Consider the following 25,288-nt stretch of genomic DNA (forward strand, 5'->3'; position numbering starts at 1 on the left):
TGTGCAGGTAGGGAAAACTGGAGGAAAACGGGGTAAACGGGTGGCCGAATCAGTTGATTCGCCGCATGATTCGCGGAACCGAATCACTTCACCCGCGCGACCGCCGGCCCATCGGGCCGCCTCCCTTTGACGGAGCACTTCATGGCAGCCAAAGATAACGACGACGCCAAGCCCGAGACTCAGGACGACGCGCACAGCCTCGACATGAGCCAGGCGGCGGTCAAAAAGATGATCGCCGAGGCGCGCGAGCGTGGCTACATCACCTATGACCAGCTGAACCAGGTTCTGCCGCCCGATCAGGTCTCTTCCGACCAGATCGAGGATGTGATGTCGATGCTCTCGGAAATGGGCATCCAGGTCACCGAGGACGACGAGGAGAGCGACTCCGAGGACGATGCCAACAAGGGTTCGACCGAGCTGGTCGACGCCTCCAAGGGCCGCGATGTCGCGCTCTCCTCTGGCGGTGCCGAAAAGCTCGACCGCACCGACGATCCGGTGCGCATGTATCTGCGCGAGATGGGCTCGGTCGAGCTGCTGAGCCGCGAGGGCGAGATTGCCATCGCCAAGCGCATCGAGGCCGGTCGCAACACGATGATCCTCGGGCTCTGCGAAAGCCCGCTGACCTTCCAGGCGATCACCATCTGGCGCGAGGAACTTCTCTCCGAAGAGATCCTGTTGCGCGACGTGATCGACCTCGAGACCACCTTCGGCAACCAGATGGACGAGGATGGCGATCTTCAGGAGGCGGTTGTCGATGCCGGCGCCGCGACCTCGGAAAAGCCCAAGAAAGAAGAGCCCGAGCTCGATGCCGACGGCAACCCCATCGCCCGCGAGGACGATGAGGACGACGACGAGCAGGCCAACATGTCGCTGGCCGCGATGGAGACCGCGCTGAAGCCGCGCGTGCTGGAGACGCTCGACCGCATCGCCCGCGATTACGAAGAGCTGGCCGAGATGCAGGATGCCCGCATCAGCGCGACGCTGAACGAGGACGGCACTTTCTCGGAAGGCGACGAGGCGCGCTATCAGAAGCTGCGCTCGGAAATCGTCGAGCTGGTGAACGGCCTGCACCTGCACAATAACCGCATCGAGGCGCTGATCGACCAGCTTTACGGCATCAACCGTCGCATCATGTCGATCGACTCGAGCATGGTGAAACTGGCCGATCAGGCGCGCATCAACCGCCGCGAATTCGTCGACGAGTACCGCAACCACGAGCTCGATCCCAACTGGATGGAGCGCATGGCCGAAAAGCCGGGCCGTGGCTGGCAGATGTTCATCGAGCGCTTTACCGACAAGGTCGAGGACCTGCGCGCCGACATGGCGCAGGTCGGGCAGTATGTCGGTCTCGACATCAGCGAATTCCGCCGCATCGTGAACCAGGTGCAGAAGGGCGAGAAAGAGGCCCGTCAGGCGAAAAAGGAAATGGTCGAGGCCAACCTGCGTCTGGTGATCTCCATCGCCAAGAAATACACCAACCGCGGCCTCCAGTTCCTGGATCTCATCCAGGAGGGCAACATCGGCCTGATGAAGGCGGTCGACAAGTTCGAATACCGCCGCGGCTACAAGTTCTCGACCTATGCCACCTGGTGGATCCGGCAGGCGATCACCCGCTCCATCGCGGATCAGGCGCGCACCATCCGTATTCCGGTGCACATGATCGAGACGATCAACAAGCTGGTCCGCACCGGCCGCCAGATGCTGCACGAGATCGGTCGCGAGCCGACGCCGGAAGAGCTGGCCGAAAAGCTCCAGATGCCGCTGGAGAAGGTCCGCAAGGTGATGAAGATCGCCAAGGAGCCGATCTCGCTCGAAACGCCCATCGGCGACGAGGAAGACAGCCAGCTCGGCGATTTCATCGAGGACAAGAACGCGATCCTGCCGCTGGATTCCGCCATTCAGGAGAACCTGAAGGAAACCACGACGCGGGTGCTCTCCTCGCTCACCCCGCGTGAGGAGCGGGTTCTGCGGATGCGCTTCGGCATTGGCATGAACACCGACCACACGCTCGAAGAGGTGGGCCAGCAGTTCTCGGTGACCCGCGAGCGGATCCGTCAGATCGAGGCCAAGGCGCTGCGCAAGCTCAAGCATCCGAGCCGCTCGCGCAAGCTGCGGTCGTTCCTGGATCAGTGATCGCGTTGGGCTGCTGAGCATGTCGTTCTGGAAAAAACTCTTCGGCGGCGGCGCGGATGACGGCGCGGCGGCGCCGCAGGCCGAGGCGGTGGAATACAAAGGCTTCCACATCGTGCCGGAGCCGATGGCCGCCGACGGGCAGTTCCGCGTCGCCGCGACGATCTCGGGCGAGGTGGATGGCGAGGAGAAGACCCACAAGCTGATCCGCGCCGATGTGCTGCGCGATCACGACGACGCGGTCGAGGCGTCGCTGCGCAAGGCGAAACAGATGATCGACGAGCAGGGCGCGCGGCTGTTCGGCTGAGCGCGCCTCTGACGTAAACAGAAACGCCGTCCCGGTTCGGGGCGGCGTTTTTTGTTTGCCTGCGGGTAAAAATTGCGGCGCGGGCGTCGGGGCCGGGCGGCGCGCGCGTATCGCTGAAAGGCGCTCACGGAACATTCACGTGCAGTGTGGCGTTCTGTCTGCAAGCCGAAAGGAGATCTCAATGACCCGCCTTATCGTTCTGACCGCTGCCGCAACCTGCGTTTCCGTTGCCGCCTATGCCGCGACAGAGGCGCTGATGACCAATGAGCCGGAGGTGATCGTGATCGAGGTGGCGCCCGAGGAACTTGCCGATTGCGAGGAAACGCTCCGTCAGGTCGGCCAGATGCCCGCCGTGACCGATTCCGGCTCGCCCATGCTCATCGACAGGGCCTCTGATCTGCCCAGCGTGGCCTGCGAGGCAGTCGAGGCCTGATCCCGCACCGTGCGCTCTGGCGATGTGCGACGCGAGCCGCTATCCAGAACCAAACGGGAGCGGCGATGCAGACGACTTTCATGATTTCGACGACCGAGCCGGGGCTCTACGAATTCACCCGCGACGTGGCTGGCTGGGTCGAGGGTACGGGGCTGCTGACGCTCTTTGTTCGCCATACCTCGGCCTCGCTGCTCATTCAGGAAAACGCCGATCCCGAGGTTCAGAGCGATCTCACCGCCTATTTCCACCGGCTGGTGCCGCCCTCGGACGATCCGTCCATGTCCTATCTCACCCATACCTATGAGGGGCCCGACGACATGCCCGCTCATATCAAGGCGGCACTGTTGCCGGTGTCGCTCTCGATCCCCGTAAGCGGCGGGCGGCTGGCACTCGGCACCTGGCAGGGGATCTATCTCTTCGAGCACCGCCGCGCGCCGCATCGCCGTCAGGTTGTGGCGCATCTGAGCGGGTAGGCGGCGCGACAAGACTGGTCTGCGTTTCCGAAGCGACGAATATTCACAAGGCGCAGCGATTTTTCCTATTGTCATTTCCCCTTATCTTGTTGCCTAATTTCTCCTCTACCCAATGTCTGGCGGCTCCCCTATAGTGGCTGTGGATAAGTGGGGACAAAGCCCACGACCGAGGCAGAGAAGAACAGATTAGGGGAACGGCCATGCGCTGCCCGTTTTGCGGACATATCGATACGCAAGTGAAGGACTCCCGACCGGCCGAGGAGCATGTCTCGATCCGGCGGCGGCGGTTCTGCCCGGCCTGCGGAGGCAGGTTTACCACCTATGAGCGCGTGCAGCTTCGCGATCTGGTGGTGATCAAGACCAACGGACGGCGCGAGGATTTCGACCGCGACAAGCTCGAACGCTCGATCCGCATCGCCTTGCAGAAACGGCCCATAGAGCCCGAGCGCGTGGACCAGATGATCAGCGGCATCGTGCGGCGGCTCGAAAGCCTCGGCGAGACCGATATCCCCTCCAAGCAGATCGGCGAGATCGTGATGGAGACCCTGGCCCGGATCGACACCGTGGCCTATGTGCGCTTTGCCAGCGTCTACAAGAATTTCCAGGCCGCCGACGATTTCGACAAATTCGTCAGCGAATTGCGTCCAGAGACCGCCCCGGCGGAGAAGTGAGCGACGACACCCGCCACATGGCCCATGCCCTGAGGCTGGGCCGGCGACGGATGGGCCAGTGCTGGCCCAACCCGGCTGTGGGCTGCGTGATCGTCAAGGACGGGCATGTGGTGGGGCGCGGCGCCACCGCACAAGGCGGGCGCCCGCATGCGGAACCGCTGGCACTTTCGCAGGCCGGCGATGCGGCGCGCGGCGCCACCGCCTATGTCACGCTGGAGCCCTGCGCCCATCACGGCAAGACCCCGCCCTGCGTCGAGGCGCTTGTGCGTGCCGGTATCGCGCGCGTCGTGGCACCGCTGGCCGACAACGATCCGAGAGTGTCGGGCAAGGGGTTCGAGCATCTGCGCCGGCACGGCGTCGAGGTGACCACCGGCGTGCTGGCCGAAGAGGCGGCGCGCGATCATGCCGGCTTCTTTCTGCGTGTCGATCAGGGGCGCCCGCTGGTCACGCTGAAGCTCGCCAACAGTTTCGACGGGCGCATCGCCACCGCCACCGGCGAAAGCCAGTGGATCACCGGGCCCGAGGCGCGCCGCGTCGTGCACGGCCTGCGCGCGTCGCATGACGCGGTGATGGTGGGGGCGGGCACCGCGCGCGCCGACGATCCGGCGCTGACGGTGCGCGGCTGGGGAGAGGTCCGGCAGCCGGTGCGGGTGGTGGTCTCGCGCCTCATCGACGTGCCGCTGATGAGCAAGCTCGCCAGCACCGCGCGCGACGTGCCGGTGTGGCTGGTGCATGGCTCGGACGCCGCGTCGCAGACCCGCCGCGCCTGGGAAAGTTGCGGCGCACTCCTCCTGCCCTGCGAGGTGTCGGGCGGGCGCATCGACCCGCAGGCGCTGCTCGCGGCGCTTGGTGCGCAGGGGCTCACACGGGTGTTCTGCGAGGGTGGGGGGCAGCTCGCCGCCTCGCTGCTTGCCGCCGATCTGGTGGATGAGCTGGTGGGCTTCACCGCCGGCATCGCGCTGGGGGCCGAGGGCCGCCCGGGCATCGGCGCCATGGGCGTCGACCGTCTGGCGGAGGCGCCGCGTTTCGTGCTGGAGGAGGTGCGGGCCACCGGCGCGGATGTCATGCATCGCTGGCGCCGGGGCTGAGCGCGAGCGCCCGGCGCGGGGCCGGGCGATGCGGGATTAGTGGACCGTCACCGGGGCAAAGTCGTTCTGCCGCGCCAGCACGAAGGCGAGCTTGCGGTCCTTGACCAGCGCCAGCCGTTCGCCATCGGAATTGTGCACGGCATAGAGCGTCTCCAGCCCGCCGAGCTGGCTCTGCATTTCCTCGGGCAGATCCACGGCGGCGACGGGGCGGACATAGACGATGCGGTCTTCGCCCGGGAGTTTGAATTCGAACTTGGTATTCATGGCTTACCCCTTTCTGATCTGGATCGTCTGAACCACCGTCTCGGGACGCGACAGCGTGAGATCCACGTGCAGCAGGCCGTTCTCCATCACAGCCTCCCCCACTTCCACGCCATCGGCCAAGACGAAACTGCGCTGGAACTGCCGCGCCGCGATGCCGCGATGCAAAAAGATGCGTTCCGCGCCATCCTCGCGCTGCCGCCCGCGGATCACCAGCTGGCGGTCCTCGACGGTAATCGACAGGTCATTTTCCGAGAAACCGGCCACGGCGAGGGTGATCCGGTAGGAATCGTCCGCGGTCTGTTCGATATTGAAAGGCGGGTAGCCTTCGCTCGACTTGGCAGTACGTTCGAGCAGGCGCTCGAGCTGCTCGAAGCCGAGCATATGCGGGTAGGAACCCAGGGTCATTTTGCTCATCGACATGTCCTTAACAGAAAGCGACCGTCCATGCCGGGCCCCGAATTTCGGCAACCCGACCACATGAATATGGGAAGCGTGCGGATTATGCGCAAGGGCTTTGCCAAAACGTGGGGAGTTGCTATTTTAAACGCCTGCACTGCAAGGAGATCCCCCGCATGGACGCGCCGCAAGATATCTCGATGAAGACCGAGGAGGTGTTGCGGGTCGAGCTGGAGGTGTTCAGACGCGAACACCGCGATCTCGACGATGCGATTGCCGCCCTGCACGAGCGCGGCGTGGCCGATCAGCTGACCTTGCAGCGGCTGAAGAAGAAGAAGCTGTTTCTCAAGGACAAAATCGCCCTGATCGAGGACCGGCTGACACCCGATATCATCGCCTGACCGTCCTGCCTGCGCGAATGCGCAGGAAACGGATCGCGCAGGCCGCCGCCATTGGCCGACAAGCTCCCCATGTCCGGATGAGGGAGGTCGCATGGCCGAGGTGGTTCTGTCGCTGATCGTGTTTCTGTTGCCGCTGGCCTACAGCCCGGGGCCGGCCAATATGGTGTTTGCCGCAACCGGCGCGCGCTTTGGCTCGCGCGCCACGATTCCGATGAGCCTTGGCTATCATCTGGCCACCTGGGCGGTCACTCTCGCCATCGGGCTGGGCTTTGCCGGCGCTGTCGGGCAGATGCCGCTGCTGCTCAAGGCGCTGAGATGGGCGGGCGCGCTCTATGTGCTCTATCTCGCCTGGCGCCTCGCCCGCGCCGGGGCGTCTTCGTCCAAGGCCATCTCGGGCCTGTCGGGGATGCGTGACGGTGCGCTCCTGCTGCTGCTGAACCCCAAGGCCTATGTGATCATCGCGCTGATGTTCGCGCAGTTCCTTGGCCGCGCGCCGCTCGGTCCGGTCGCAGAGGTGGTGCTGATCACCACGGTCTTCACCCTGAACAACCTGCTGGCCTTCATCTGCTGGACGGTGGTCGGCGACCGGATCGCGGCGCTGTTTCGCAGCGAGCGGGCGGCGCGGCGGCTGAACGCGGGGTTTGCACTCGTTCTCGCCGGCGTTGCCCTGTGGATGCTGCTCGGCTGAGGCCCCGTGGGGTGGGCAATCCGCCCATTGCCGCGCTTAACCAAGCGCCTCCGCCGTTTCCTTCAGCATCTCCGCCGAGCGCCGCAGCGCCGTCGCCTCGTCGGAGGCAAGCTCCGGCATCAGCGTCGCCAGCACGCCGGCGCGGCCCACGACGCGCGGCAGGCTGAGCGCCACGTCGCGTACCCCCTCAACCTCCGGCGTCGCCATCGAGACCGACAGCACCGCGCGCTGATCGTCGCGCACCGCCTGCACGATCCGCGCGAGCCCGGCACCGATGCCGTACCAGGTCGCGCCCTTGCCCTCGATGATGCGATAGGCGGCGCGGCGCACACCCTCGTCGATGCGCGCGCGCACCTCGCCGGTGATCGCGGCGCCCACCTGCACCGCAAAGTGCTCCACCGGTTCCGATCCGGCCCGCGCCGCCGCCCAGGCCAGCACTTCCGAATCGCCGTGTTCGCCCAGCACATAGGCATGCACCGATTGCGGCGCCACGCCGAGATGCCCGCCGAGCAGGCTGCGGAACCGCGCGGTGTCGAGAATCGTGCCCGAGCCGATCACCCGTTCCGGCGGCAATCCCGAGGCGTGCAGCGCCACGTCGGTCATCACATCCACCGGGTTCGAGGCGACCAGCAGCATCGCCTCGGGCGCGGCGCGCTGCACGCCGTCGATCACCTGCGCAAAGACATCGGCATTGCGCGACAGCAGGCTCAGCCGGTCCTCGCCGGGTTTCTGCGCGACACCGGCGGCGAGGATCACCAGATCGGTGCCCTCCAGCGCGTCGTAGTCGCCGGCAGAGATGCGGCAGGGATGGGCAAAGGGCACGGCATGGGCAATGTCCTCCGCCTGCGCGGTGGCAAGCGCGAGATTGCGGTCGACCAGCACCACCTCGCTGGCGCCGCCGCGCAGCGCCAGCGCATAGCCCGCCGCCGATCCGACCATTCCCGCGCCGACAATTCCGACCTTCATGGCAGTTCTCCCGTGTCCGGTGCTTGGGGTCAGCCTTGCACGGGGGAGGGGAGATGAACAGGGGGAAGGGGCGGTGGGGCGGAAACCCATCCTGCGGTGGAGCATTGCCCGGCGCGGAACAAGGCGAAGCCGCCGCGCCATCGCCGGCCCGCCCCCCGGGCTGGCGATTTGGTAACGTCTGCGCTTCGTGTTGAGGTCATTCGGACTTGGCAGGGATAAATCGAGAGGTCCTTCAGTCAGATCGCCAACCCCCGGGCCGGCGATGGCGCGGCTCCCGTCATGCTCGACCGCAGGGTGGGGTTCCAACCCACCGTCACCCGTCCAAAGCGCGGAGCTCTGCTCAGACTCCCAGCGTCTCGGTGAGCCCGCGCAGCACCTGCCGGTCGCCATCCTCCAGCCGCGCCGCGCGGCTGCGGAACAGCGTCGCCTGGCTGCGCAGCACCGGCTCTTCCTCCAGCACCTTGAGATGGTTCGCGCGCAGCGTCTCGCCGGTCGAGGTGATGTCGGCGATGGCCTCGGCGGTGAGGTTCTTCACCGTGCCCTCGGTGGCGCCCTGGCTGTCCACCAACTGGTAATCCGCCACGCCGCCCCGGCGCAGGTAATCGCGCACCAGCCGGTGGTATTTCGTGGCGATCCGCATCCGGAACCCGTGCGCGGCGCGGAACGCCGCCGCCGCCGCGTCGAGATCGTCGAGCGTGGTGACATCGACCCAGCAGGCGGGCACCGCGACGATCAGATCCGCCTGGCCGAAGCCCAGCTCCGCCAGCGGCTCGACCTTCTGGTCCCACTGCACCAGCTTCTCGTGAATGAGATCGGTGCCGGTCACCCCCAGATGCAGCCGTCCCGCCGCTAGCTCACGCGGGATCTCGCCCGCCGAGAGCAGCACCAGATCGACCCCGCCGACGCCCTCGACGGCGCCGGAATATTCCCGCTCCGAGCCGGTCCGGCTGAGGCGCACGCCGCGCGCGCCGAACCAGTCGAAGGTCTTTTCCATCAGCCGTCCCTTGGAGGGCACGCCCAGCTTGATGCTCATGCCCCACCCTCCAGTTGCAGCAGCAGGCCGGGGCGGATCACCCCGCCCACCGCCGGCGCGGCGCGGCCCTGTCCCAGCCGCGCGGTCAGCGCGTCATAGCGCCCGCCCGTGGCGATGGGCGGCAGATCCGGGCGCTGCGGCGCCAGGAAACCGAAGACGAAGCCGTCGTAATATTCCATCGAGGTGCGCCCGTAGCTCGCCTCGAATTCCAGCGCCTCCACGTCGATGCCGCGCGCCGCCAGCGCGTCGCAGCGCCGCGCGAAGCGCTCGACCGCCGGCAGCAGCCCGGGCAGGTCGACAGCGATGTCGTGCAGATGCTCCAGCGCATAGGGGCAGGTCTCGCGCACCGCCAGCAGCGTGTCGATCAGCTGCACCTGGCTGTCGCAGAGCGGCCCCTCGGCGGCATCGGCGCGCAGCGCTTCGATGCGCGCGGCGATCTCCGCCTCCGAGCGCATGCCGATCATCGGCCCGGCCCCGGCCATGGCATCCTGCGCCTCCAAGAGCGCCTTGCGCGCGGGTGGCGGCGGGGTGCGGCCGGAATAGCGGTCGAGCAGGGCGCGGAACCGGCGCGGGCGCCAGATATGCCGCATCAGCGCGTCCCGGCGCCGCTCGGATGTCTTCAACCCCGCCACGGCGGCGGTGAGAATCCCGATATCGCCAGTCACCGCGCGCAGCCCAAAGGGCGCCAGCGTCTCGGCAAAGAGCGCGAACACCTCGGCATCCGCCTGCGCCGGCGCCTCATCCGCAAAGAGCTCGTACCCCACCTGGAAATATTCCGAGGCGCGCTCGGGGTGCTCTTCCTGCCGCCGGAACACCTCTCCGCAATAGGTGTAGCGCGAGGGCGCGGCGCCGCTCTGCATATGCATCTGTACCACCGGCACGGTGAAATCCGGGCGCAGCATCACCTCGCCGCGCGCCGGATCCTGGGTGACATAGGCGCGGGCGCGGATATCCTCGCCATAGAGATCGAGCAGGGTCTCGGCGGGTTGCAGGATGGCGCAATCCACGTTTTTGGCGCCGGCCTCGACAAAGCGGGCACGCAGCCGCACCGCCTCGGCGCGTTCCTCTGCGATGCTCACGCCCATTGGCTCAGGATCTCTTTGACCTTGGCGACCAGCTCGCCGCGCGGCACCTCGTACTGGCTGGGCCGCTCCTTCCATTCCTCGAGCGTCGCCTCCTGCGCCAGCTTGGCGCCGAGGATCAGGTCCTTGATCTGCACCACGCCATTGGCCTTCTCGTCGCCGCCCTCGATCACCGCGACGGGCGAGTTGCGCTTGTCGGCATATTTGAGCTGGTTGCCGAAATTCTTCGGATTGCCGAGATAGACCTCGGCGCGGATGCCGGCATTGCGCAGCTCGGCCACCATGGTCTGGTAATCGGCCATACGGTCGCGGTCCATGACCGTCACCACCACCGGCCCCTGCACGCTGCCGCCGATGCGGCCCTTCTCGCGCAGCGCGGCAAGCAGCCGGTCGACGCCGATGGAAACGCCGGTCGCCGGCACCGCCTGACCGGTGAAGCGCTTGACCAGATCGTCATAACGCCCGCCGCCGGCGACCGAGCCGAACTGCCGCTTGCGGCCCTTCTCGTCGAGGATCTCGAAGGTCAGCTCTGCCTCAAAGACCGGCCCGGTGTAATAGCCGAGGCCGCGTACGACCGAGGGATCTAGCCGAATGCGATCTGCGAAGTACCCTTGTGCCGCGAGTAGATTCTCGATTTGTCGAAGTTCATCGACACCTTCTTGTCCGACTTTCGAATCTTCCACCAGTTCAGAAAGATAGTCGAGCACAGCGCCGTTCCATACCTCGTATTCAAGCGCGTCGAGAGAATTTCCGGCAGGTTCGAATGAGCCTTCACTTGGTTTTTGAGCAGCGTCTTCAAAGACTTTTATGGAAAGTCCAAAAGACTCGCCTGCGATTTCATTGAGTTTTTGGGTAATATTCTCGCTAGCATTGACGAATCGCATGATAATTTCTGCTTGGTCAGCGCTCAGGTTTGCGCCGCTAGTAAAATCACCACTATTGTCTTGTCGCCCTTTTCCGAGCAGGGCTGCAACGCCATCCTTACCCAGGCGATCCAACTTATCAATCGCTCGGAGAACAATTCCACGCTCATGTGCCTTGTCTTGACCATCAAGGCCAGCCGCTTCGAGAATTCCGTTCAACACCTTGCGGTTGTTGACCCGCACCAGATAATCGCCGCGCGGAATGCCGACCACTTCCAGCGTGTCCGCCAGCATCGCGCAGATCTCGGCATCGGCGGCCACTGAGCCGGTGCCCACCGTATCGGCGTCGCATTGATAGAACTGCCGGAACCGTCCGGGCCCGGGCTTTTCGTTGCGCCAGACCGGCCCCATGGCATAGCGCCGATAGGGCGTCGGCAGATCGTTGCGGTGCTGGGCATAGACCCGCGCCAGCGGCGCGGTGAGGTCATAGCGCAGCGCCACCCAGCCCTCGTCCTCGTCCTGCCAGGCAAAGACCCCCTCGTTCGGGCGGTCCACATCGGGCAGGAACTTGCCGAGCGCCTCGACCGTCTCCACCGCGCTCGATTCCAGCGCCTCGAAGCCGTAGCGATGATAGACCCCGGCGATGGCGCGCAGCATCTCGGCGCGCTCGCTCACTTCCGATCCGAAATAATCGCGGAATCCCTTCGGCGTCTGCGCCTTGGGGCGGGGGGCTTTTTTCACTTTGGCCATGGCGGGCTCCGGGCTCCTCCAGATTGCGCGCCTCCCTTAGCCCCTCAGGCGCAAAGGAGCAAGCGAGCGCCGCGCTCCGGGCTTTCATCTTTCCGCAAATACTCCAAACGGTCCCGCCGTGGACATCCCGCGCCGCGCCGCCTATCTCTCGCGCACAAGACCCCCGCCCAGAGGAGCCTGCCCATGCCCGCCGATACCGCCGCTCTCGAGGAACGCATCGCGCATCTGCAGCGCGTGGTCGAGGATCTCTCCGATACCGTCGCACGTCAGGATCAGGAGATCGCGCTGCTCACCCGCCGCGTGGCGCTGCTCATGGAGCGCGAGGCGGCGCGGCAGGACGAGGGCACCGGCGGGGTGGTGATGGGCGACGAGCGCCCGCCGCATTACTGAGCGCGACGCTCCGAGGAGGCGCCGCAAGGGGCCGAGGAGGCCGGCTCAGAAATCCTCCACCGCCAGCACTCCGTCGAGCGATTTCACCGCCCCCTTGATCTCCGGCGTCACCGGGAACTCCTGCTTGAGATCCATCTCCACCTCGCCCGGCAGCCCCGCCGCCGTCAGGCACAGCCGGATCGGCCCGCGCCCGGCCTTGGGCATCTGCTCGGAGGCGCGGCTCAGCACCGAGGCGACCTGCGCCACCGTGCCCGGCTCCTCGATGAAGATCCGCAGCCCCGAGGCGCCGGCATCGGCGACCACATGCTCGACCGGCCCGAAACTGCGCGCCAGAAGCTTGAGCTGATCGGATTCCAGCGTCGCCTCGACGGTCACCACCACCTTGGCGCCGGTCTCCAGCATGTCGCGGGATTTCTCCAGCGTCTCGGAAAAGATCGTCACCTCATAGGCGCCGGTCGGATCGGAAAGCTGGGCAAAGGCAAAGCGGTTGCCGCGCGCCGATTTGCGCTCCTGCCGCCCGGCCACCACGCCCGCCAGCTTGGCGATGCAGGCGCCGCCGCGGGCCCTCTCCTCGACATCGTCCAGCGTCATCACGTCGCGCCGTTTCAGCGCCGGCATGTAATCGTCGAGCGGATGGCCCGAAAGGTAGAAGCCGATGGCCTTGAATTCCTCGCTCAGCCGCTCTGCCGGCAGCCAGTCGGGCACCGGCGACAGGCGCGGCTCGGGCAGATCGTCGCCGGCCTCACCAAAGAGCGAGACCTGCGCGCTGCCCTTCTGCTCATGCACCGCCGCCGAATAGGCGACCAGCGCATCGAGACTCTCGAAGACCCGCCGCCGGTTGCGGTCGAGCTGGTCGAAGGCGCCGGCGCGGGCCAGCATCTCCAGCGGCCGCTTGCCGACCCGCTTCAGGTCCACCCGCCGGGCGAAATCGTAGAGATTGACGAAAGGTTTCTCACGCCCGCCCCGGACTTGATCCAGGGCCTCGCCGTTTGATGCCGTGACGCCCGCATCCGGATCCTGCCGCCCGGCCACCACCAGCTGCATCGCCTCGACGCCGACATTCTTCAGTGCCCCCAGCGCATAGACCAGCTTCTGGTCGGCCACGTCGAACATCGCCTGGCTGCGGTTCACGCAGGGCGGCGTATAGCCCAGCTTCAGCCCCTTCTTCAGCTCGTAGAAATAGGTCGCGAGCTTGTCGGTGAGATGGATATCGCAGTTCATCACCCCGGCCATGAACTCCACCGGGTGGTTGGCCTTGAGCCACGCCGTCTGGTAGCTCACCACCGCATAGGCGGCGGCGTGGGATTTGTTGAAGCCGTAATTGGCGAATTTCTCCAGCAGGTCGAAGACCTCGGTCGCCTTCTTCTTCTCGACGCCGTTCTCCGCCGCGCCCTTTTCGAATTTCGGCCGCTCGGCGTCCATGGCCTCCTTGATCTTCTTGCCCATGGCGCGGCGCAGCAGGTCGGCGCCGCCGAGGCTGTATCCCGCCATTTCCTGGGCGATCTGCATCACCTGTTCCTGATAGACGATGATGCCCTGGGTCTCGGCAAGGATATGGTCGATCGACGGGTGCACCGAGGTGATCTCGCGCAGGCCGTTCTTGACCTCGCAATAGACCGGGATGTTTTCCATCGGGCCCGGACGGTAAAGCGCCACGAGCGCCACGATATCCTCGATACAGGTGGGCTTCATGCGCTTGAGCGCATCCATCATGCCGGTACTTTCCACCTGGAACACCGCGACGGTCTTGGCATCGGCGTAGAGCTTGTAGGTCTTCTCATCGTCCAGCGGGATGAGGTTCATCTGGTTCTCGCCGCCCTCGGCGGGCTGGTAAAGCTCCGTGCCGTCGGCGGCCACATGGATGGGCCGCCCGTCCTTGAGGATCAGGTTCACCGCGTTCTGGATCACCGTCAGCGTCTTGAGGCCGAGGAAGTCGAACTTCACCAGCCCTGCCTGTTCCACCCATTTCATGTTGAACTGGGTGGCCGGCATGTCCGAGCGCGGATCCTGATAGAGCGGCACCAGCTCGTCTGTCGGGCGGTCGGCGATCACCACCCCGGCGGCGTGGGTCGAGGCGTTGCGGAGAAGCCCCTCCACCTGCTGGCCATAGGTCAGCAGCCGGTCGACCACCTCCTCGTTGCGCGCCTCCTCGCGCAGGCGCGGCTCGTCCTGAAGCGCCTTCTCGATGGAGACGGGTTTCACCCCCTCCACCGGGATCATCTTCGACAGCCGGTCGACCTGGCCATAGGGCATCTGCAACACCCGGCCCACATCGCGCACCGCCGCCTTCGACAGCAGCGCGCCGAAGGTGATGATCTGCGCCACCTTGTCATGACCGTATTTCTGCTGAACGTAGCGGATCACCTCTTCGCGGCGGTCCATGCAGAAGTCGATGTCGAAGTCGGGCATCGAGACCCGTTCGGGGTTGAGGAAGCGCTCGAAGAGCAGCGAATAGCGCAGCGGGTCGAGGTCGGTGATGGTAAGCGCATAGGCCACCAGAGAGCCGGCGCCCGAGCCCCGGCCCGGCCCGACGGGGATATCGTGCTCCTTGGCCCATTTGATGAAGTCTGCCACGATCAGAAAGTAGCCGGGAAAGCCCATGCCCTCGATGATGCCCAGTTCGAAATCGAGCCGCTTCTGGTAGTCCTCGGGGCTGACCGCGTGCGGGATCACCGCCAGGCGCTTTTGCAGGCCCTCATTGGCCTGGCGCCGCAGCTCCTCGACCTCGTCATCGGCGAATTTCGGCAGGATCGGGGCGCGCTTGTAGGTCATGAAGGCGCAGCGCTTGGCGATCTCGACGGTGTTCTCGATCGCCTCGGGCAGATCGGCAAACAGCGTCGCCATCTCCTGCGGGGTCTTGAGGTAATGCTGCGCGGTCAGCCGGCGGCGCGGTTCCTGCTGGTCGACATAGGCGCCCTCGGAGATGCAGATCAGCGCGTCATGCGCCTCGTACATGTCGGATTTCGGGAAATACACATCGTTGGTGGCAACCAGCGGCAGCCCCATCTCATAGGCCATCTCCACATGGCCGCGCTCGGTCAGCCGTTCCGCCTCGGGCAGCCCGTCCTCGCCGGGATGGCGTTGCAGCTCGACATAGAGCCGGTCGTCATAGATCTGGTGCAGCCTCGTCATCAGCGTCTGCGCCGCGGCGCGGTGGTTTTCCCGCAAGAGCCGCCCGACCGGCCCGTCCGGGCCGCCGGAAAGGCAGATCAGCCCGGCGCCGTATTGTTCCAGCTCCTCCAGCGTCACATGCTCCTGCTGGCCGTCATGGCGCAGATAGAGGCAGGAATTGAGCTTCATCAGGTTTTCATAGCCGCGCTCGTTCTGCGCCAGAAGCACGACGGGGGCGGGCGGCCTGGGCCGTTCGCCCGGAACCGGCTGCACATATTGCAGATCGACCTGACAGCCGATGATCGGCTGCACCCCCGCGCCGCTGGCGGTCACGGAAAACTCCAGCGCCGAGAACAGGTTGTTGGTGTCGGTCACCGCCACGGCGGGCATGCCCATGGTCTCGCAGAGCCCCGGCAGCTTTTTCAGCCGGACGGCGCCTTCGAGCAGGGAATATTCGGTGTGGACGCGGAGGTGAATGAATCGGGGATCTGCCATGCAGACACATTATGGTGCGGGCGCGACGGGCGAAAGCCTCCTGTTGCGGCGGAGCGGGCGGCGCCAAGCACCGGGCAAAATCCATGTTTCAGAAACAATGCTGCCCAATTTTGACCGATTTCGCGCTCCACAAACGGCAGCTGAGGCAATAGAGCGACCGTGCGAGGCGTGCGCGGCGGGATCCGAGATGAACCATGTTGCGAACAACCGGCCAATGTCGGGCGAGACGATGGGAGCGGATGCGGGCAATGCCCCCTCCGCCGCCGAGGATGCGTTCGGCTTCGATATCGATACGCGCCCGCCGCGCTCGCGCCTTCTGTCGCTGCTCAAGTCCGGACGTCACAATGTGCTGCTGCTCGCGTCGCGGGTGGCACCTGCCATCACAGCGGCGCTGCTGGCGCGGCGCTATCTCAAATCCAGCAATTTCGTTGGCCCGGTGCAGCGCCGCACGCGGCGCGGTGTCAGCTTTCTTCAGGCGGCGCCCGATGTGGCGGTGATCCGTCACCAGCCGCAAGGCGTGCGACGCGGGCGCGTGCTGCTGGTGCATGGTCATGACGGCAGTGTCCGGCAATTCGCTCGGCTTGCGCGGACATTGCGCAATGCCGGCGCCGAGGTCGATGCGCTGATCCTGCCCGGTCATCTCGATCCGGTGCGCAGGATGTGCAGCATGGCCACGGTCACCCGCGCGATCCGGCATTGTGCCGAGACACTGGGCCCCTATGACGGCATGCTTGGCCATTGCGTCAGCGCCAACGGTCTGCTGTTCGCGCTGGACGAGGGGATCACCAGCCCCCGGGTCGTCTTCGTTTCCACACCCATCGAGTTGCACAAGCTGATCCGGCTGGGCGGCACGCAATACGGCATCGCCAATGGCTGTCTCGACCGGTTCGTGCAGGCGGTCAGCCGTCTGGGGGCGCCCTATCCGGTCGATCTGCCCTGGCAGCCGCTAGCGGCGCGGCGTGGCGAAAAGCTCCTGGCGGTGCATGCGCGGCACGATTACGCCGCTCCGGTCAAGGATCTCGACGCGCTGGGCCGGATCTGGCCGGATGCGCAGGTCGATATTTTCGAGCAGGGCGATCACAATTCGATCCTGAACATGAACGCGCCGATCACGGCGATCACGGAGTTCCTGAGCGCGGGGTTCTCCGGGCCCGACGGCGACGACTGCGCCGACCCGCAGGGCGTGCAGGACTCGTCCTGATTGCGTGCCACAGGGGGCTGCCCGGTTTGGCGGCGCAGAGGGCCGTGCTGCCTCGGAAATAAGCATTTTCTTCTTGCCAAGCCCGAAACCCGCCCCCTAGCGTAGTACGGCACAGGGATAGTCCGCGCGCTTTCTACGCCGCATCGGGGGCGCGCAGCAAAAGGACGGGTAAGGCGGCAGGTCTGTATATATGGATATCTCCTTTCTTCTGAACGGGGAAAGAGTCGAGCTGCGCGGGGTCTCGCCGACGCGCACGGCGCTCGACTGGCTGCGCGAAGAGCGCGGGCTGACAGGAACGAAAGAGGGCTGCAACGAGGGCGATTGCGGCGCCTGCACCGTGATGGTGAGCGATGCGCGCGGCAGCCGCGCGGTCAATGCCTGCATCCTCTTCCTGCCGCAGCTCCACGGCAAGGCACTGCGCACGGTCGAGGGGATCTCGGGCCCGGGCGGCGAGATGCACCCGGTGCAGGAGGCCATGGTCAGCCATCACGGCTCGCAATGCGGCTTCTGCACGCCGGGCTTCGTGGTCTCGATGGCCAATGCCCATCTCAGGGGCGATACCGACTATGACGACGCGCTGTCGGGCAATCTCTGCCGCTGCACCGGCTACGCGCCCATCGTGCGCGCCGCCGAGGCCGCCGCAGAGGCGCCGGTGCCGGGCTGGATGGACGAGGGCGCGCTGCCCGAGGTCGCCGGGACGGTCTCGTCGCGGGACATGACCGCGCATGTGCCCGACAGCGCTGACGAGCTGGCCGAGCTCGCCGCGCGCCACCCCAACGCCACGCTGGTGGCGGGGGCGACGGATGTGGGGCTCTGGGTCACCAAGCAGCTGCGCGATCTGCCGGAGGTGATCTTTCTCAACCGCTGTCGCGATCTTCAGGAGATCGAGGTCACCGACGAGGCGATCCGCATCGGCGCGGGCGTGACCATGGACCGCGTGCTCGACCTGATGCGCGTGCATTTCCCGAGCTATGCCGAGATGCTGCGCCGCTACGGCTCCGGCCAGGTACGGGCGGCGGCGACCATCGGCGGGAATATCGCCAACGGTTCGCCCATCGGGGACAACCCGCCGGTGCTGATCGCGCTGGGGGCAAGGCTGCATCTGCGCTACCGCGACACAAGGCGCGAAATGGCGATGGAGCATTTCTTTCTCGATTACGGCAAGCAGGACCGCTACCCCGGCGAATTCGTCGAGACGATCGAGATCCCGCGCCAGCCCGACCGGCTGCGGGTCTACAAGCTGTCGAAACGCTTCGATCAGGATATTTCGGCGGTCTGCGGCGCCTTCAATATCCAGGTGGAGGACGGCACGGTCACCGGCGCGCGCATCGCCTTCGGCGGCATGGCGGGCATTCCGAAACGTGCCGAGGCGGTGGAGGCCGCGCTTGTCGGCAAGCCCTGGAATGACGAGGCGGTGGTCGCCGCCTGGGACGGCTGGGAGGCGGATTTCCAGCCGATGTCCGACATGCGGGCAAGTTCCGAGTACCGCCTGCTGGCGGCGCGCAACATGCTCACCCGCTATCTGCTCGAAGATCTCGGTGCCGCCACCAATGTGCGCGAGGTGCGGCCATGAGCGTCACCAAACCCCTGCCGCATGACGCGGCGCCGCTGCATGTGACCGGCAAGGCGCGCTATATCGACGATATCCCGGTGCCGCCGGGCTGCCTGCATCTGGCCTTTGGCCTCTCGGAGATCGCGGCGGGCCATATCGCCGAAATCGACCTTTCCGATGTGCGCCGCGCGCCGGGCGTGGTGGGCGTCTGGCAGGCGGAGGATCTGCCCTCGGATTGCGACTGCTCGCCCTCGCTGCATGACGAGCCGCTGCTGTCGGACGGCACGCTGCATTATGTCGGCCAGCCGGTGTTTCTGGTCGCCGCGACCAGCCATCTCGCCGCGCGCAAGGCGGTGCGCAAGGCGCATATCACCTACGAGGCACGCGAGCCGGTCTTCAGCGTCGATGCGGCGCTCGCCGCCGATACCCGTTTCGAGGACGGCCCGCGCATCTGGGAAAAGGGCGATTCGGTGCAGGCGCTGGAGGCGGCGCCGAATGTGATCGAGGGCTCGCTCGAGATGGGCGGGCAGGAGCATTTCTATCTCGAAGGGCAGGCGGCGCTGGCGCTGGCGCAGGAAAACGGCGATCTGCTGGTGCACAGCTCGACCCAGCACCCGACCGAGATCCAGCACAAGGTGGCTCATGCGCTGCACCTGCCGATGCACGCCGTGCGGGTCGAGACCCGGCGCATGGGCGGCGGTTTCGGCGGCAAGGAGAGCCAGGGCAATGCGCTGGCCATCGCCTGCGCGGTGGTTGCCTCGGCAACCGGGCGGCCGGCCAAGATGCGCTATGATCGCGACGACGACATGGTGATCACCGGCAAGCGCCATGATTTCCGCATTGATTACAGCGCCGGGTTCGATGACGAGGGCAAGCTGCTGGCGGTGGATTTCTTGCAATATGCCCGCTGCGGCTGGGCGCAGGATCTGTCCATTCCGGTGGCCGACCGCGCCATGCTGCACGCGGACAACGCCTATGACATCCCGGCGCTGCGGGTCGAAAGCCACCGGCTCAAGACCAATATGCAGAGCGCCACCGCCTATCGTGGCTTCGGCGGGCCGCAGGGCATGCTGGGGATCGAGCGGGTGCTCGACCATGTGGCTCATGCGCTGGGCCGCGATCCGCTGGACATACGGCGGGCCAATTACTACGCCGATTACGACGACACCCGCCCCGGGCTCGACCCGGGGCCTCCCCCCGAGCCACCCGCGACTCTCCCCGACGAGAGCGGTGATACCGATCTCACCTCGCGCGGCGCGCCCGGCCCGGTGGGCCATGCCCCTGCCGCACCCGCCGGGGTGCAGACCACCCATTACGGCCAGCCGGTCGAGGATTTCATCCTGAACGCGCTGACTGACAAGCTGGCGGAAAGCTGTGGCTACGCCGAACGTCGGGCGCGTGTGGCGCAGTGGAACGAGGAGACCCCGCTGCTCAAGCGCGGGCTCGCGCTGACCCCGGTGAAATTCGGCATCTCCTTCACGCTCACCCATCTCAACCAGGCCGGCGCGCTGGTGCATGTCTATCAGGACGGCTCGGTCGCGATGAACCATGGCGGCACCGAGATGGGGCAGGGGCTGTTCCAGAAGGTGGCGCAGGTCGCCGCCGCGCGCTTCGGCATTCCGCTCGACATGGTGCGCATCACCGCCACCGACACCGCGAAAGTGCCCAATACCTCGGCCACGGCGGCCTCCTCGGGCTCCGATCTGAACGGCATGGCGGTGCAGGTCGCCTGCGATACCATCCGCGACCGCATGGCCGAACATCTCGCCACGCTCTATCAGGCTGACGCGGCAGAGGTGCTTTTCGCCGATGGATATGTGCATGTGGGGGAGGAGTCTCTCAGCTTCGCCGAGGCGGCCAAGCTTTGTTACGAGGGCCGTGTGAGCCTGTCGTCGACCGGGTTCTACAAGACGCCCAAGGTGGAGTGGGACCGGATCCGGGGGCAGGGGCGACCGTTCTATTACTTCGCCTATGGTGCCGCCTGCACCGAGGTGGTGCTCGACACGCTCACTGGCGAATACCGCATCCTGCGCACCGATATCCTGCATGACGCAGGATCGTCGCTGAACCCGGCGCTGGATATCGGCCAGATCGAGGGCGGCTATGTGCAGGGCGCCGGCTGGCTGACCACCGAAGAGCTGGTCTGGGACGACAAGGGCCGGCTGCGCACGCATGCGCCTTCGACCTACAAGATTCCCGCCTGTTCCGACCGGCCCGAGATCTTCAACGTGGCGCTCTGGGACGGGCGCAATGTCGAGGAGACGGTCTATCGCTCCAAGGCGGTGGGGGAGCCGCCTTTCATGCTGGGGATCTCGGCGTTTCTGGCGCTGTCGGACGCGATTGGCGCCTGCGGCGAGGCCTATCCGGCGCTCGACGCGCCGGCCACGCCCGAGCGGGTGCTGATGGCGATCCGGAAGGCGCAGGATGGCGTTTGAGCTCGACGCGTTGCGCGCGGCGGTGGCCGCTCATGGCCGCGTGGCGCGGGTCGTGGTGGCCGGTGTCGCGGGTTCGGCCCCGCGCGAGGTGGGCGCGGCGATGCTGGTCTGGGAGGGCGGGCAATCGGGCACCATCGGCGGCGGCGCGCTGGAGCTGATGGCGGCGGAGGCGGCGTTCATGCATGAGGGGCTGAGCCGGCACCCGCTGGGCCCCTCGCTGGGCCAGTGCTGCGGCGGCGCGGTGACGCTTCTGACCGAGATCTACGATGCCGAGGCCATGGCCGCGCTGGAGGGCCGCGAGGTCATCGCGCGCGGCCCCGGCGAGGCGCCCCTGGCGGTGACGCGGCTGCTCGACCGGGCGCGGGCGCGCGGAGAGAGGCCGGAACCGCAACTGGTGCAGGGCTGGATGGTCGAGCCGGTGGCGCGGCCTGTCCGGCAGCTCTGGGTCTGGGGCGCGGGCCATGTCGGGCGCGCCATCGTGTCCACGCTGGCGCCGTTGCCGGGGCTGGGCATCACCTGGGTCGACACCGCCCCCAAGCGCTTTCCGGCGGAGGCGCCTGAGGGGGTGACAGTGTTGCCCGCCGCCGATCCGGCGCTTCTGCTGCGCCACGCCCCGCAAGAGGCGGAACATCTGATCCTGACCTATAGCCACGAGCTCGATTTCGCGCTCTGCCACGGGCTGCTGAGCCACGGCTTCGGCTTTGCCGGGCTGATCGGGTCGGATACGAAATGGGCGCGGTTCCGGTCGCGACTTCGGGCGCTTGGCCATGGCGATGCGCAGATTTCGCGCATATGCTGCCCGATTGGGCAGAAATCCCTGGGCAAACATCCGCAGGCCATTGCCATCGGCGTCGCGGCGCATCTACTCGACAGGACAACGGGGGACGAACAGGCGTGGCAGACACACTTCTCAGCATCCGGGGGCTGACCAAGGCCTATCCGGGCGTCGTGGCCAATGACGACGTCTCCTTCGATATCATGAAAAGCGAGATCCACGCGCTGCTGGGCGAGAATGGCGCCGGCAAGTCGACGCTGGTGAAGATGATTTTCGGCCTGGTGAAGCCCGACAAAGGCGAGATGGTGCTCGACGGCACCGCCTATGCGCCGGGAAAGCCTTCGGATGCGCGGCTGTCGGGCGTGGCCATGGTGTTCCAGCATTTCTCTCTGTTTGACGCGCTGGACGTGGCCGAGAACGTGGCGCTGGGCATGGAGACGCCGCCGCCGATGCGCGATCTGGCGCGGCAGATCCGCGAGGTTTCCGAGAATTACGGCCTGCCGCTCGATCCCTTCCGCGTGGTGGGTACGCTCTCGGCGGGCGAGCGTCAGCGGGTCGAGATCATCCGCTGCCTGTTGCAGAACCCGCGCCTGCTGATCATGGACGAGCCGACCTCGGTGTTGACGCCGCAGGAGGTGGAGATCCTGTTCCAGACACTGAACCAGCTGAAATCCGAGGGCACCTCGATCCTCTATATCTCGCACAAGCTGGAGGAGATCCGCACGCTTTGCGACGAGGCGACGATCCTGCGGCTGGGCAAGAATGTCGGCACCTGCACCCCGCGCGAGGTCACGGCGCGTCAGATGGCCGAGATGATGGTGGGAGCGAGCTTTGCCACGCCCGAGCCCAAGGCGGGCGAGAAGGGTGAGGTGCTGCTGAAATGCGATCACCTTTCGATGGCCGCGCCGGGCGCTTTCGGCACGCCGCTGCGCGAGATCTCGCTCGAGGTGCGCGCCGGCGAAGTGCTGGGCATCGGCGGTGTCGCGGGCAACGGGCAGGACGAGCTGCTGATGGCGCTCTCGGGCGAACGATTGTCGCCAAAGGGCACGATCTGGTTCAAGGGCACCGATGTCAGCCGCGACGGCCCGATACGGCGCCGCGATGCGGGGCTGCTCTCGGGGCCGGAGGAACGGCTTGGCCATGCGGCGGCGCCCAACATGAGCCTCACCGAAAATGCCGTGCTGACGGCGGCGCGGCGCAAGCGGCTGGTCAATAACGGTCTTATCGACTGGGGCAGGGCAAAGGGTTTTGCCGAGGAGGTGATCGCCCGGTTCGATGTCCGCACCCCGGGGCCGGGCGTGGCCGCGCGGGCGCTCTCGGGCGGCAATCTTCAGAAATATGTGGTGGGGCGCGAGATCCTTCAGGCGCCGGATGTCTTTGTGGTGAACCAGCCGACCTGGGGTGTGGACGCGGCGGCGGCGGCGGCGATCCGGCAGGCGCTGCTTGATCTTGCCGCCAAGGGCGCGGCGATCATCTGCATTAGCCAGGATCTCGACGAGTTGATGGAAATCTCCGACCGTTTCGGAGCTCTGAACGAGGGACGGCTGTCGCCGACGCGCCCCCTGGCGGAACTGGATATCGAAAAGATCGGCCTGATGATGGGCGGCGCGCATGATATGGAGGTAGCCCATGCGGATGGCTGAGGCGCGTTTGCCAAGAAATTTCGTTCGAAATTTCTTTGTCGCGAAGATTTTTCGTACGAAAAACCTTCGGTTCCCGGGGGCCGCGCAATGATCCGGCTGGAAAAGCGTCCCAACCCGTCGCGGCTCTGGACCGGGCTGACGCCGATCCTGGCGGTGCTGCTGACCATGGTGGTGGGCGGCGTCATGTTCGCGCTTCTGGGCAAGCCGCCGCTGGAGGCGATCCGCACGATTTTCTGGGATCCGCTGTTTCACCCGCAATTCGCTGGTTATTCGCGCCCGCAGCTTCTGGTCAAGGCAGGGCCACTGATCCTGATCGCCATTGGCCTGTCGGTGGGCTTTCGCGCGGGCATCTGGAATATCGGCGCCGAGGGGCAGTATATCATGGGCGCGGTCTGCGGTGCCGCCGTGGGGCTGGCCTTCTACCCCGCCGAGACGGTGCTGCTCTTCCCGCTGATGGTGATCGCCGGCGCGCTGGGCGGCTGGGCTTGGGCGATGATCCCGGCCGTCCTCAAGACCCGCTTCGGCACCAACGAGATCCTCGTCTCGCTGATGCTGGTCTATGTGGCCGAGAACATCCTCGCCTCCGCCTCCGCCGGCTGGCTGCGCAATCCCGAGGGCATGGGCTTTCCCGGCTCGCGCAATTTCAAGCAATGGGCTGCGGTCTATAATGACGAGCTGGTGAGCAATACGGGCATGCATTGGGGCGTGGTCGCCGCCTTCATCGCGGTGATTGCCGCCTATGTGCTGATGGCGCGGCACATCCAGGGCTTCAATATCCGGCTGACCGGCGAGGCGCCGCGCGCGGCGAAATTTTCCGGCGTGAGCCCGGCGCGGATCATCTTTCTCTGTCTCGGCATCTCCGGCGCGCTGGCGGGCATGGCGGGGCTTTTCGAGGTCACCGGGCCGGCGGGCCAGATCAGCATCGATTTCGGGTCGGGCTATGGTTTCACCGCGATCATCGTGGCCTTTCTGGGCCGGCTGAACCCGTTCGGCATCCTGCTCGCCGGGCTGCTCATGGCGCTGACCTATATCGGCGGAGAGCTTGCGCAGCTCATGCTGGGCCTGCCCGGCGCCTCGATCCAGCTTTTCCAGGGGATGCTCTTGTTCTTCCTGCTGGCGACCGATGTCTTTACCAATTACCGCATCCGGCTGACCGGACGGGAGGTGGCGTGATGGATCCCGTTCTGCTTGTCGCCTCGATCATGGTCTCGGCCACGCCGATCCTGCTGGCCGCCATCGGCGAGATGGTGGTGGAGAAATCCGGCGTGCTGAACCTCGGTGTCGAGGGCATGATGATCACCGGCGCCGTGATGGGCTTTGCCATCGCCGTCACCACCGGCTCGCCGGTGCTGGGCTTTCTCGGCGCCGCCGTAGCCTCCGCCGTGCTGTCGCTGAGCTTCGGCCTGCTGACGCAATATCTGCTCTCGAACCAGGTGGCGACGGGGCTTGGGCTGACGCTGGTGGGGCTGGGGCTCTCGGCGCTGATCGGCTCGAATTACGAGGGCCAGAGGGCGCCGAGCCTCGCCAAGCTCGACATTCCCGGGCTGGGCGACATCCCGGTGCTGGGCCCGATGGTCTTTGCCCATGATTTCGTGGTCTATCTCAGCCTCGCGCTGGTCGCCGCCGTCTGGGCCTTCCTGAAATACACCCGTGCGGGCCTTATCCTGCGCGCGGTGGGCGAGGATCACGAGAGCGCCCATGCGCTGGGTTACAAGGTGGTGCGGGTGCGGATGCTGGCCATTGCCTTTGGCGGCGCCTGCGCGGGGCTGGGCGGCGCCTATGTGAGCCTCGTGCGGGTGCCGCAATGGACGGAAGGCATGACCGCCGGCGCCGGCTGGATCGCGCTGGCCATCGTGGTGTTTGCATCCTGGCGCCCGCTGGGTGTGCTGATCGGGGCCTATCTCTTTGGCGGGGTCACGGTCATCCAGCTCAACCTCCAGGCGGCGGGCACCACGGTGCCGGTGGAGCTCTTGTCCATGTCGCCATACCTGATAACGATCATCGTGCTGGTGATCATCTCGGCCCGGGGCGCGCAGGGTGCGCCCGGATCTCTGGGCCGGCCGTTCCACGCCGCGTCCTGACGGGGCGGGGCATGGACCTATGACCTCAAACAGTTAAAAACAGTACTGAAAGACAGGGAG

The 25,288-nt window shown here is 66.2% G+C and carries 23 protein-coding genes; 16 read left to right on the forward strand and 7 right to left on the reverse strand.

The genetic code is table 11. From position 1 onward, the window contains the following. Window positions 1-141 precede the first annotated feature (141 nt). The 6 genes from rpoD to ribD all read left to right on the forward strand — a co-directional run bounded on the left by rpoD (window position 142) and on the right by ribD (window position 5,102). On the forward strand, window positions 142-2,133 hold the full coding sequence (rpoD, locus tag Ga0080574_RS16290) for an RNA polymerase sigma factor RpoD (protein ID WP_076702040.1): 1,992 nt from the start codon (window positions 142-144) through the stop codon (window positions 2,131-2,133). Window positions 2,134-2,152: 19 nt separating this feature from the next. After that, entirely contained in the window at window positions 2,153-2,437 is a 285-nt protein-coding gene (locus Ga0080574_RS16295; RefSeq protein ID WP_076702044.1) for an HlyU family transcriptional regulator, read from the forward strand. 181 nt (window positions 2,438-2,618) lie between these two features. Further along, window positions 2,619-2,870 (forward strand): hypothetical protein, encoded by a 252-nt coding sequence (locus tag Ga0080574_RS16300; protein WP_076702047.1) that lies wholly within the window; start codon window positions 2,619-2,621, stop codon window positions 2,868-2,870. A 65-nt stretch (window positions 2,871-2,935) separates the two neighbouring features. After that, on the forward strand, window positions 2,936-3,343 hold the full coding sequence (locus tag Ga0080574_RS16305; protein ID WP_076702052.1) for a secondary thiamine-phosphate synthase enzyme YjbQ: 408 nt from the start codon (window positions 2,936-2,938) through the stop codon (window positions 3,341-3,343). A gap of 200 nt (window positions 3,344-3,543) precedes the next feature. Beyond that, complete coding sequence (gene nrdR / locus Ga0080574_RS16310) at window positions 3,544-4,014, forward strand: transcriptional regulator NrdR (protein ID WP_076702055.1); 471 nt, start codon at window positions 3,544-3,546, stop codon at window positions 4,012-4,014. Continuing rightward, complete coding sequence (gene ribD, locus Ga0080574_RS16315) at window positions 4,011-5,102, forward strand: bifunctional diaminohydroxyphosphoribosylaminopyrimidine deaminase/5-amino-6-(5-phosphoribosylamino)uracil reductase RibD (protein ID WP_380658778.1); 1,092 nt, start codon at window positions 4,011-4,013, stop codon at window positions 5,100-5,102. The genes nrdR and ribD overlap by 4 nt, the downstream gene beginning before the upstream one ends. Window positions 5,103-5,138: 36 nt before the next feature. On the opposite strand, the gene Ga0080574_RS16320 is transcribed toward ribD, so the two are convergent. Together Ga0080574_RS16320 and Ga0080574_RS16325 are read right to left on the reverse strand one after the other, a co-directional pair. Next, entirely contained in the window at window positions 5,139-5,366 is a 228-nt protein-coding gene (locus Ga0080574_RS16320; protein ID WP_076702061.1) for a DUF1150 family protein, read from the reverse strand. A gap of 3 nt (window positions 5,367-5,369) precedes the next feature. After that, the gene (locus Ga0080574_RS16325; RefSeq protein ID WP_076702065.1) at window positions 5,370-5,780 is read right to left on the reverse strand and encodes an Hsp20 family protein; all 411 of its coding nucleotides are present in this window, start codon (window positions 5,778-5,780) and stop codon (window positions 5,370-5,372) included. A 158-nt stretch (window positions 5,781-5,938) separates the two neighbouring features. Between Ga0080574_RS16325 and Ga0080574_RS16330 the strand changes: the two genes are divergently transcribed. Further along, window positions 5,939-6,163, forward strand: a complete 225-nt coding sequence (locus Ga0080574_RS16330; protein ID WP_076702070.1) for a YdcH family protein — start codon at window positions 5,939-5,941, stop codon at window positions 6,161-6,163. Between the two features lie 91 nt (window positions 6,164-6,254). Continuing rightward, window positions 6,255-6,851: a LysE family translocator gene (locus tag Ga0080574_RS16335; RefSeq protein ID WP_076702074.1), complete on the forward strand. Its 597-nt coding sequence runs from the start codon at window positions 6,255-6,257 to the stop codon at window positions 6,849-6,851. Between the two features lie 36 nt (window positions 6,852-6,887). Here Ga0080574_RS16335 and Ga0080574_RS16340 read toward each other — a convergent pair whose 3' ends face one another. The 4 genes from Ga0080574_RS16340 to hisS form a co-directional block, all read right to left on the reverse strand. Next, on the reverse strand, window positions 6,888-7,817 hold the full coding sequence (locus Ga0080574_RS16340) for an L-lactate dehydrogenase (protein ID WP_076702078.1): 930 nt from the start codon (window positions 7,815-7,817) through the stop codon (window positions 6,888-6,890). A 340-nt stretch (window positions 7,818-8,157) separates the two neighbouring features. Beyond that, window positions 8,158-8,850 carry an ATP phosphoribosyltransferase gene (hisG, locus tag Ga0080574_RS16345; protein ID WP_076702082.1) on the reverse strand — a complete coding sequence of 231 codons (693 nt, stop codon included), beginning with the start codon at window positions 8,848-8,850 and terminating at the stop codon, window positions 8,158-8,160. Continuing rightward, a complete protein-coding gene (locus Ga0080574_RS16350; protein ID WP_076702086.1) occupies window positions 8,847-9,935 on the reverse strand; it encodes an ATP phosphoribosyltransferase regulatory subunit in 1,089 nt (362 codons plus the stop codon). Before Ga0080574_RS16350 ends, hisG begins: the two co-directional genes overlap by 4 nt. After that, a complete protein-coding gene (gene hisS, locus Ga0080574_RS16355) occupies window positions 9,926-11,545 on the reverse strand; it encodes a histidine--tRNA ligase (RefSeq protein ID WP_076702091.1) in 1,620 nt (539 codons plus the stop codon). Before hisS ends, Ga0080574_RS16350 begins: the two co-directional genes overlap by 10 nt. 183 nt (window positions 11,546-11,728) lie before the next feature. On the opposite strand from hisS, the gene Ga0080574_RS16360 reads away from it, so the two are divergent. Further along, window positions 11,729-11,935: a SlyX family protein gene (locus Ga0080574_RS16360; protein ID WP_076702094.1), complete on the forward strand. Its 207-nt coding sequence runs from the start codon at window positions 11,729-11,731 to the stop codon at window positions 11,933-11,935. Window positions 11,936-11,980: 45 nt separating this feature from the next. On the opposite strand, the gene dnaE is transcribed toward Ga0080574_RS16360, so the two are convergent. Beyond that, window positions 11,981-15,541, reverse strand: coding sequence for a DNA polymerase III subunit alpha (gene dnaE, locus Ga0080574_RS16365; RefSeq protein ID WP_076702099.1), 3,561 nt, complete (start codon window positions 15,539-15,541; stop codon window positions 11,981-11,983). A gap of 187 nt (window positions 15,542-15,728) precedes the next feature. Between dnaE and Ga0080574_RS16370 the strand changes: the two genes are divergently transcribed. From Ga0080574_RS16370 to Ga0080574_RS16400, 7 genes are all read left to right on the forward strand, one after another. Further along, window positions 15,729-16,742 (forward strand): alpha/beta hydrolase, encoded by a 1,014-nt coding sequence (locus Ga0080574_RS16370; protein WP_156876381.1) that lies wholly within the window; start codon window positions 15,729-15,731, stop codon window positions 16,740-16,742. A 190-nt stretch (window positions 16,743-16,932) separates the two neighbouring features. Continuing rightward, window positions 16,933-18,315 (forward strand): xanthine dehydrogenase small subunit, encoded by a 1,383-nt coding sequence (gene xdhA, locus Ga0080574_RS16375; protein WP_076702108.1) that lies wholly within the window; start codon window positions 16,933-16,935, stop codon window positions 18,313-18,315. Next, window positions 18,312-20,729: a xanthine dehydrogenase molybdopterin binding subunit gene (gene xdhB / locus Ga0080574_RS16380; protein WP_076702112.1), complete on the forward strand. Its 2,418-nt coding sequence runs from the start codon at window positions 18,312-18,314 to the stop codon at window positions 20,727-20,729. The genes xdhA and xdhB overlap by 4 nt, the downstream gene beginning before the upstream one ends. Further along, a complete protein-coding gene (gene xdhC / locus Ga0080574_RS16385) occupies window positions 20,719-21,657 on the forward strand; it encodes a xanthine dehydrogenase accessory protein XdhC (protein ID WP_076702116.1) in 939 nt (312 codons plus the stop codon). Before xdhB ends, xdhC begins: the two co-directional genes overlap by 11 nt. Beyond that, on the forward strand, window positions 21,624-23,147 hold the full coding sequence (locus tag Ga0080574_RS16390) for an ABC transporter ATP-binding protein (RefSeq protein ID WP_076702120.1): 1,524 nt from the start codon (window positions 21,624-21,626) through the stop codon (window positions 23,145-23,147). Before xdhC ends, Ga0080574_RS16390 begins: the two co-directional genes overlap by 34 nt. An 87-nt stretch (window positions 23,148-23,234) precedes the next feature. Next, a complete protein-coding gene (locus tag Ga0080574_RS16395) occupies window positions 23,235-24,320 on the forward strand; it encodes an ABC transporter permease (RefSeq protein WP_076702125.1) in 1,086 nt (361 codons plus the stop codon). After that, complete coding sequence (locus Ga0080574_RS16400; RefSeq protein ID WP_076702129.1) at window positions 24,320-25,228, forward strand: ABC transporter permease; 909 nt, start codon at window positions 24,320-24,322, stop codon at window positions 25,226-25,228. Before Ga0080574_RS16395 ends, Ga0080574_RS16400 begins: the two co-directional genes overlap by 1 nt. The last annotated feature ends 60 nt before the right edge of the window (window positions 25,229-25,288 follow it).

Origin of the sequence: Salipiger abyssi (genome assembly GCF_001975705.1) — a bacterium.
In the GTDB taxonomy this organism is placed as follows: domain Bacteria; phylum Pseudomonadota; class Alphaproteobacteria; order Rhodobacterales; family Rhodobacteraceae; genus Salipiger; species Salipiger abyssi.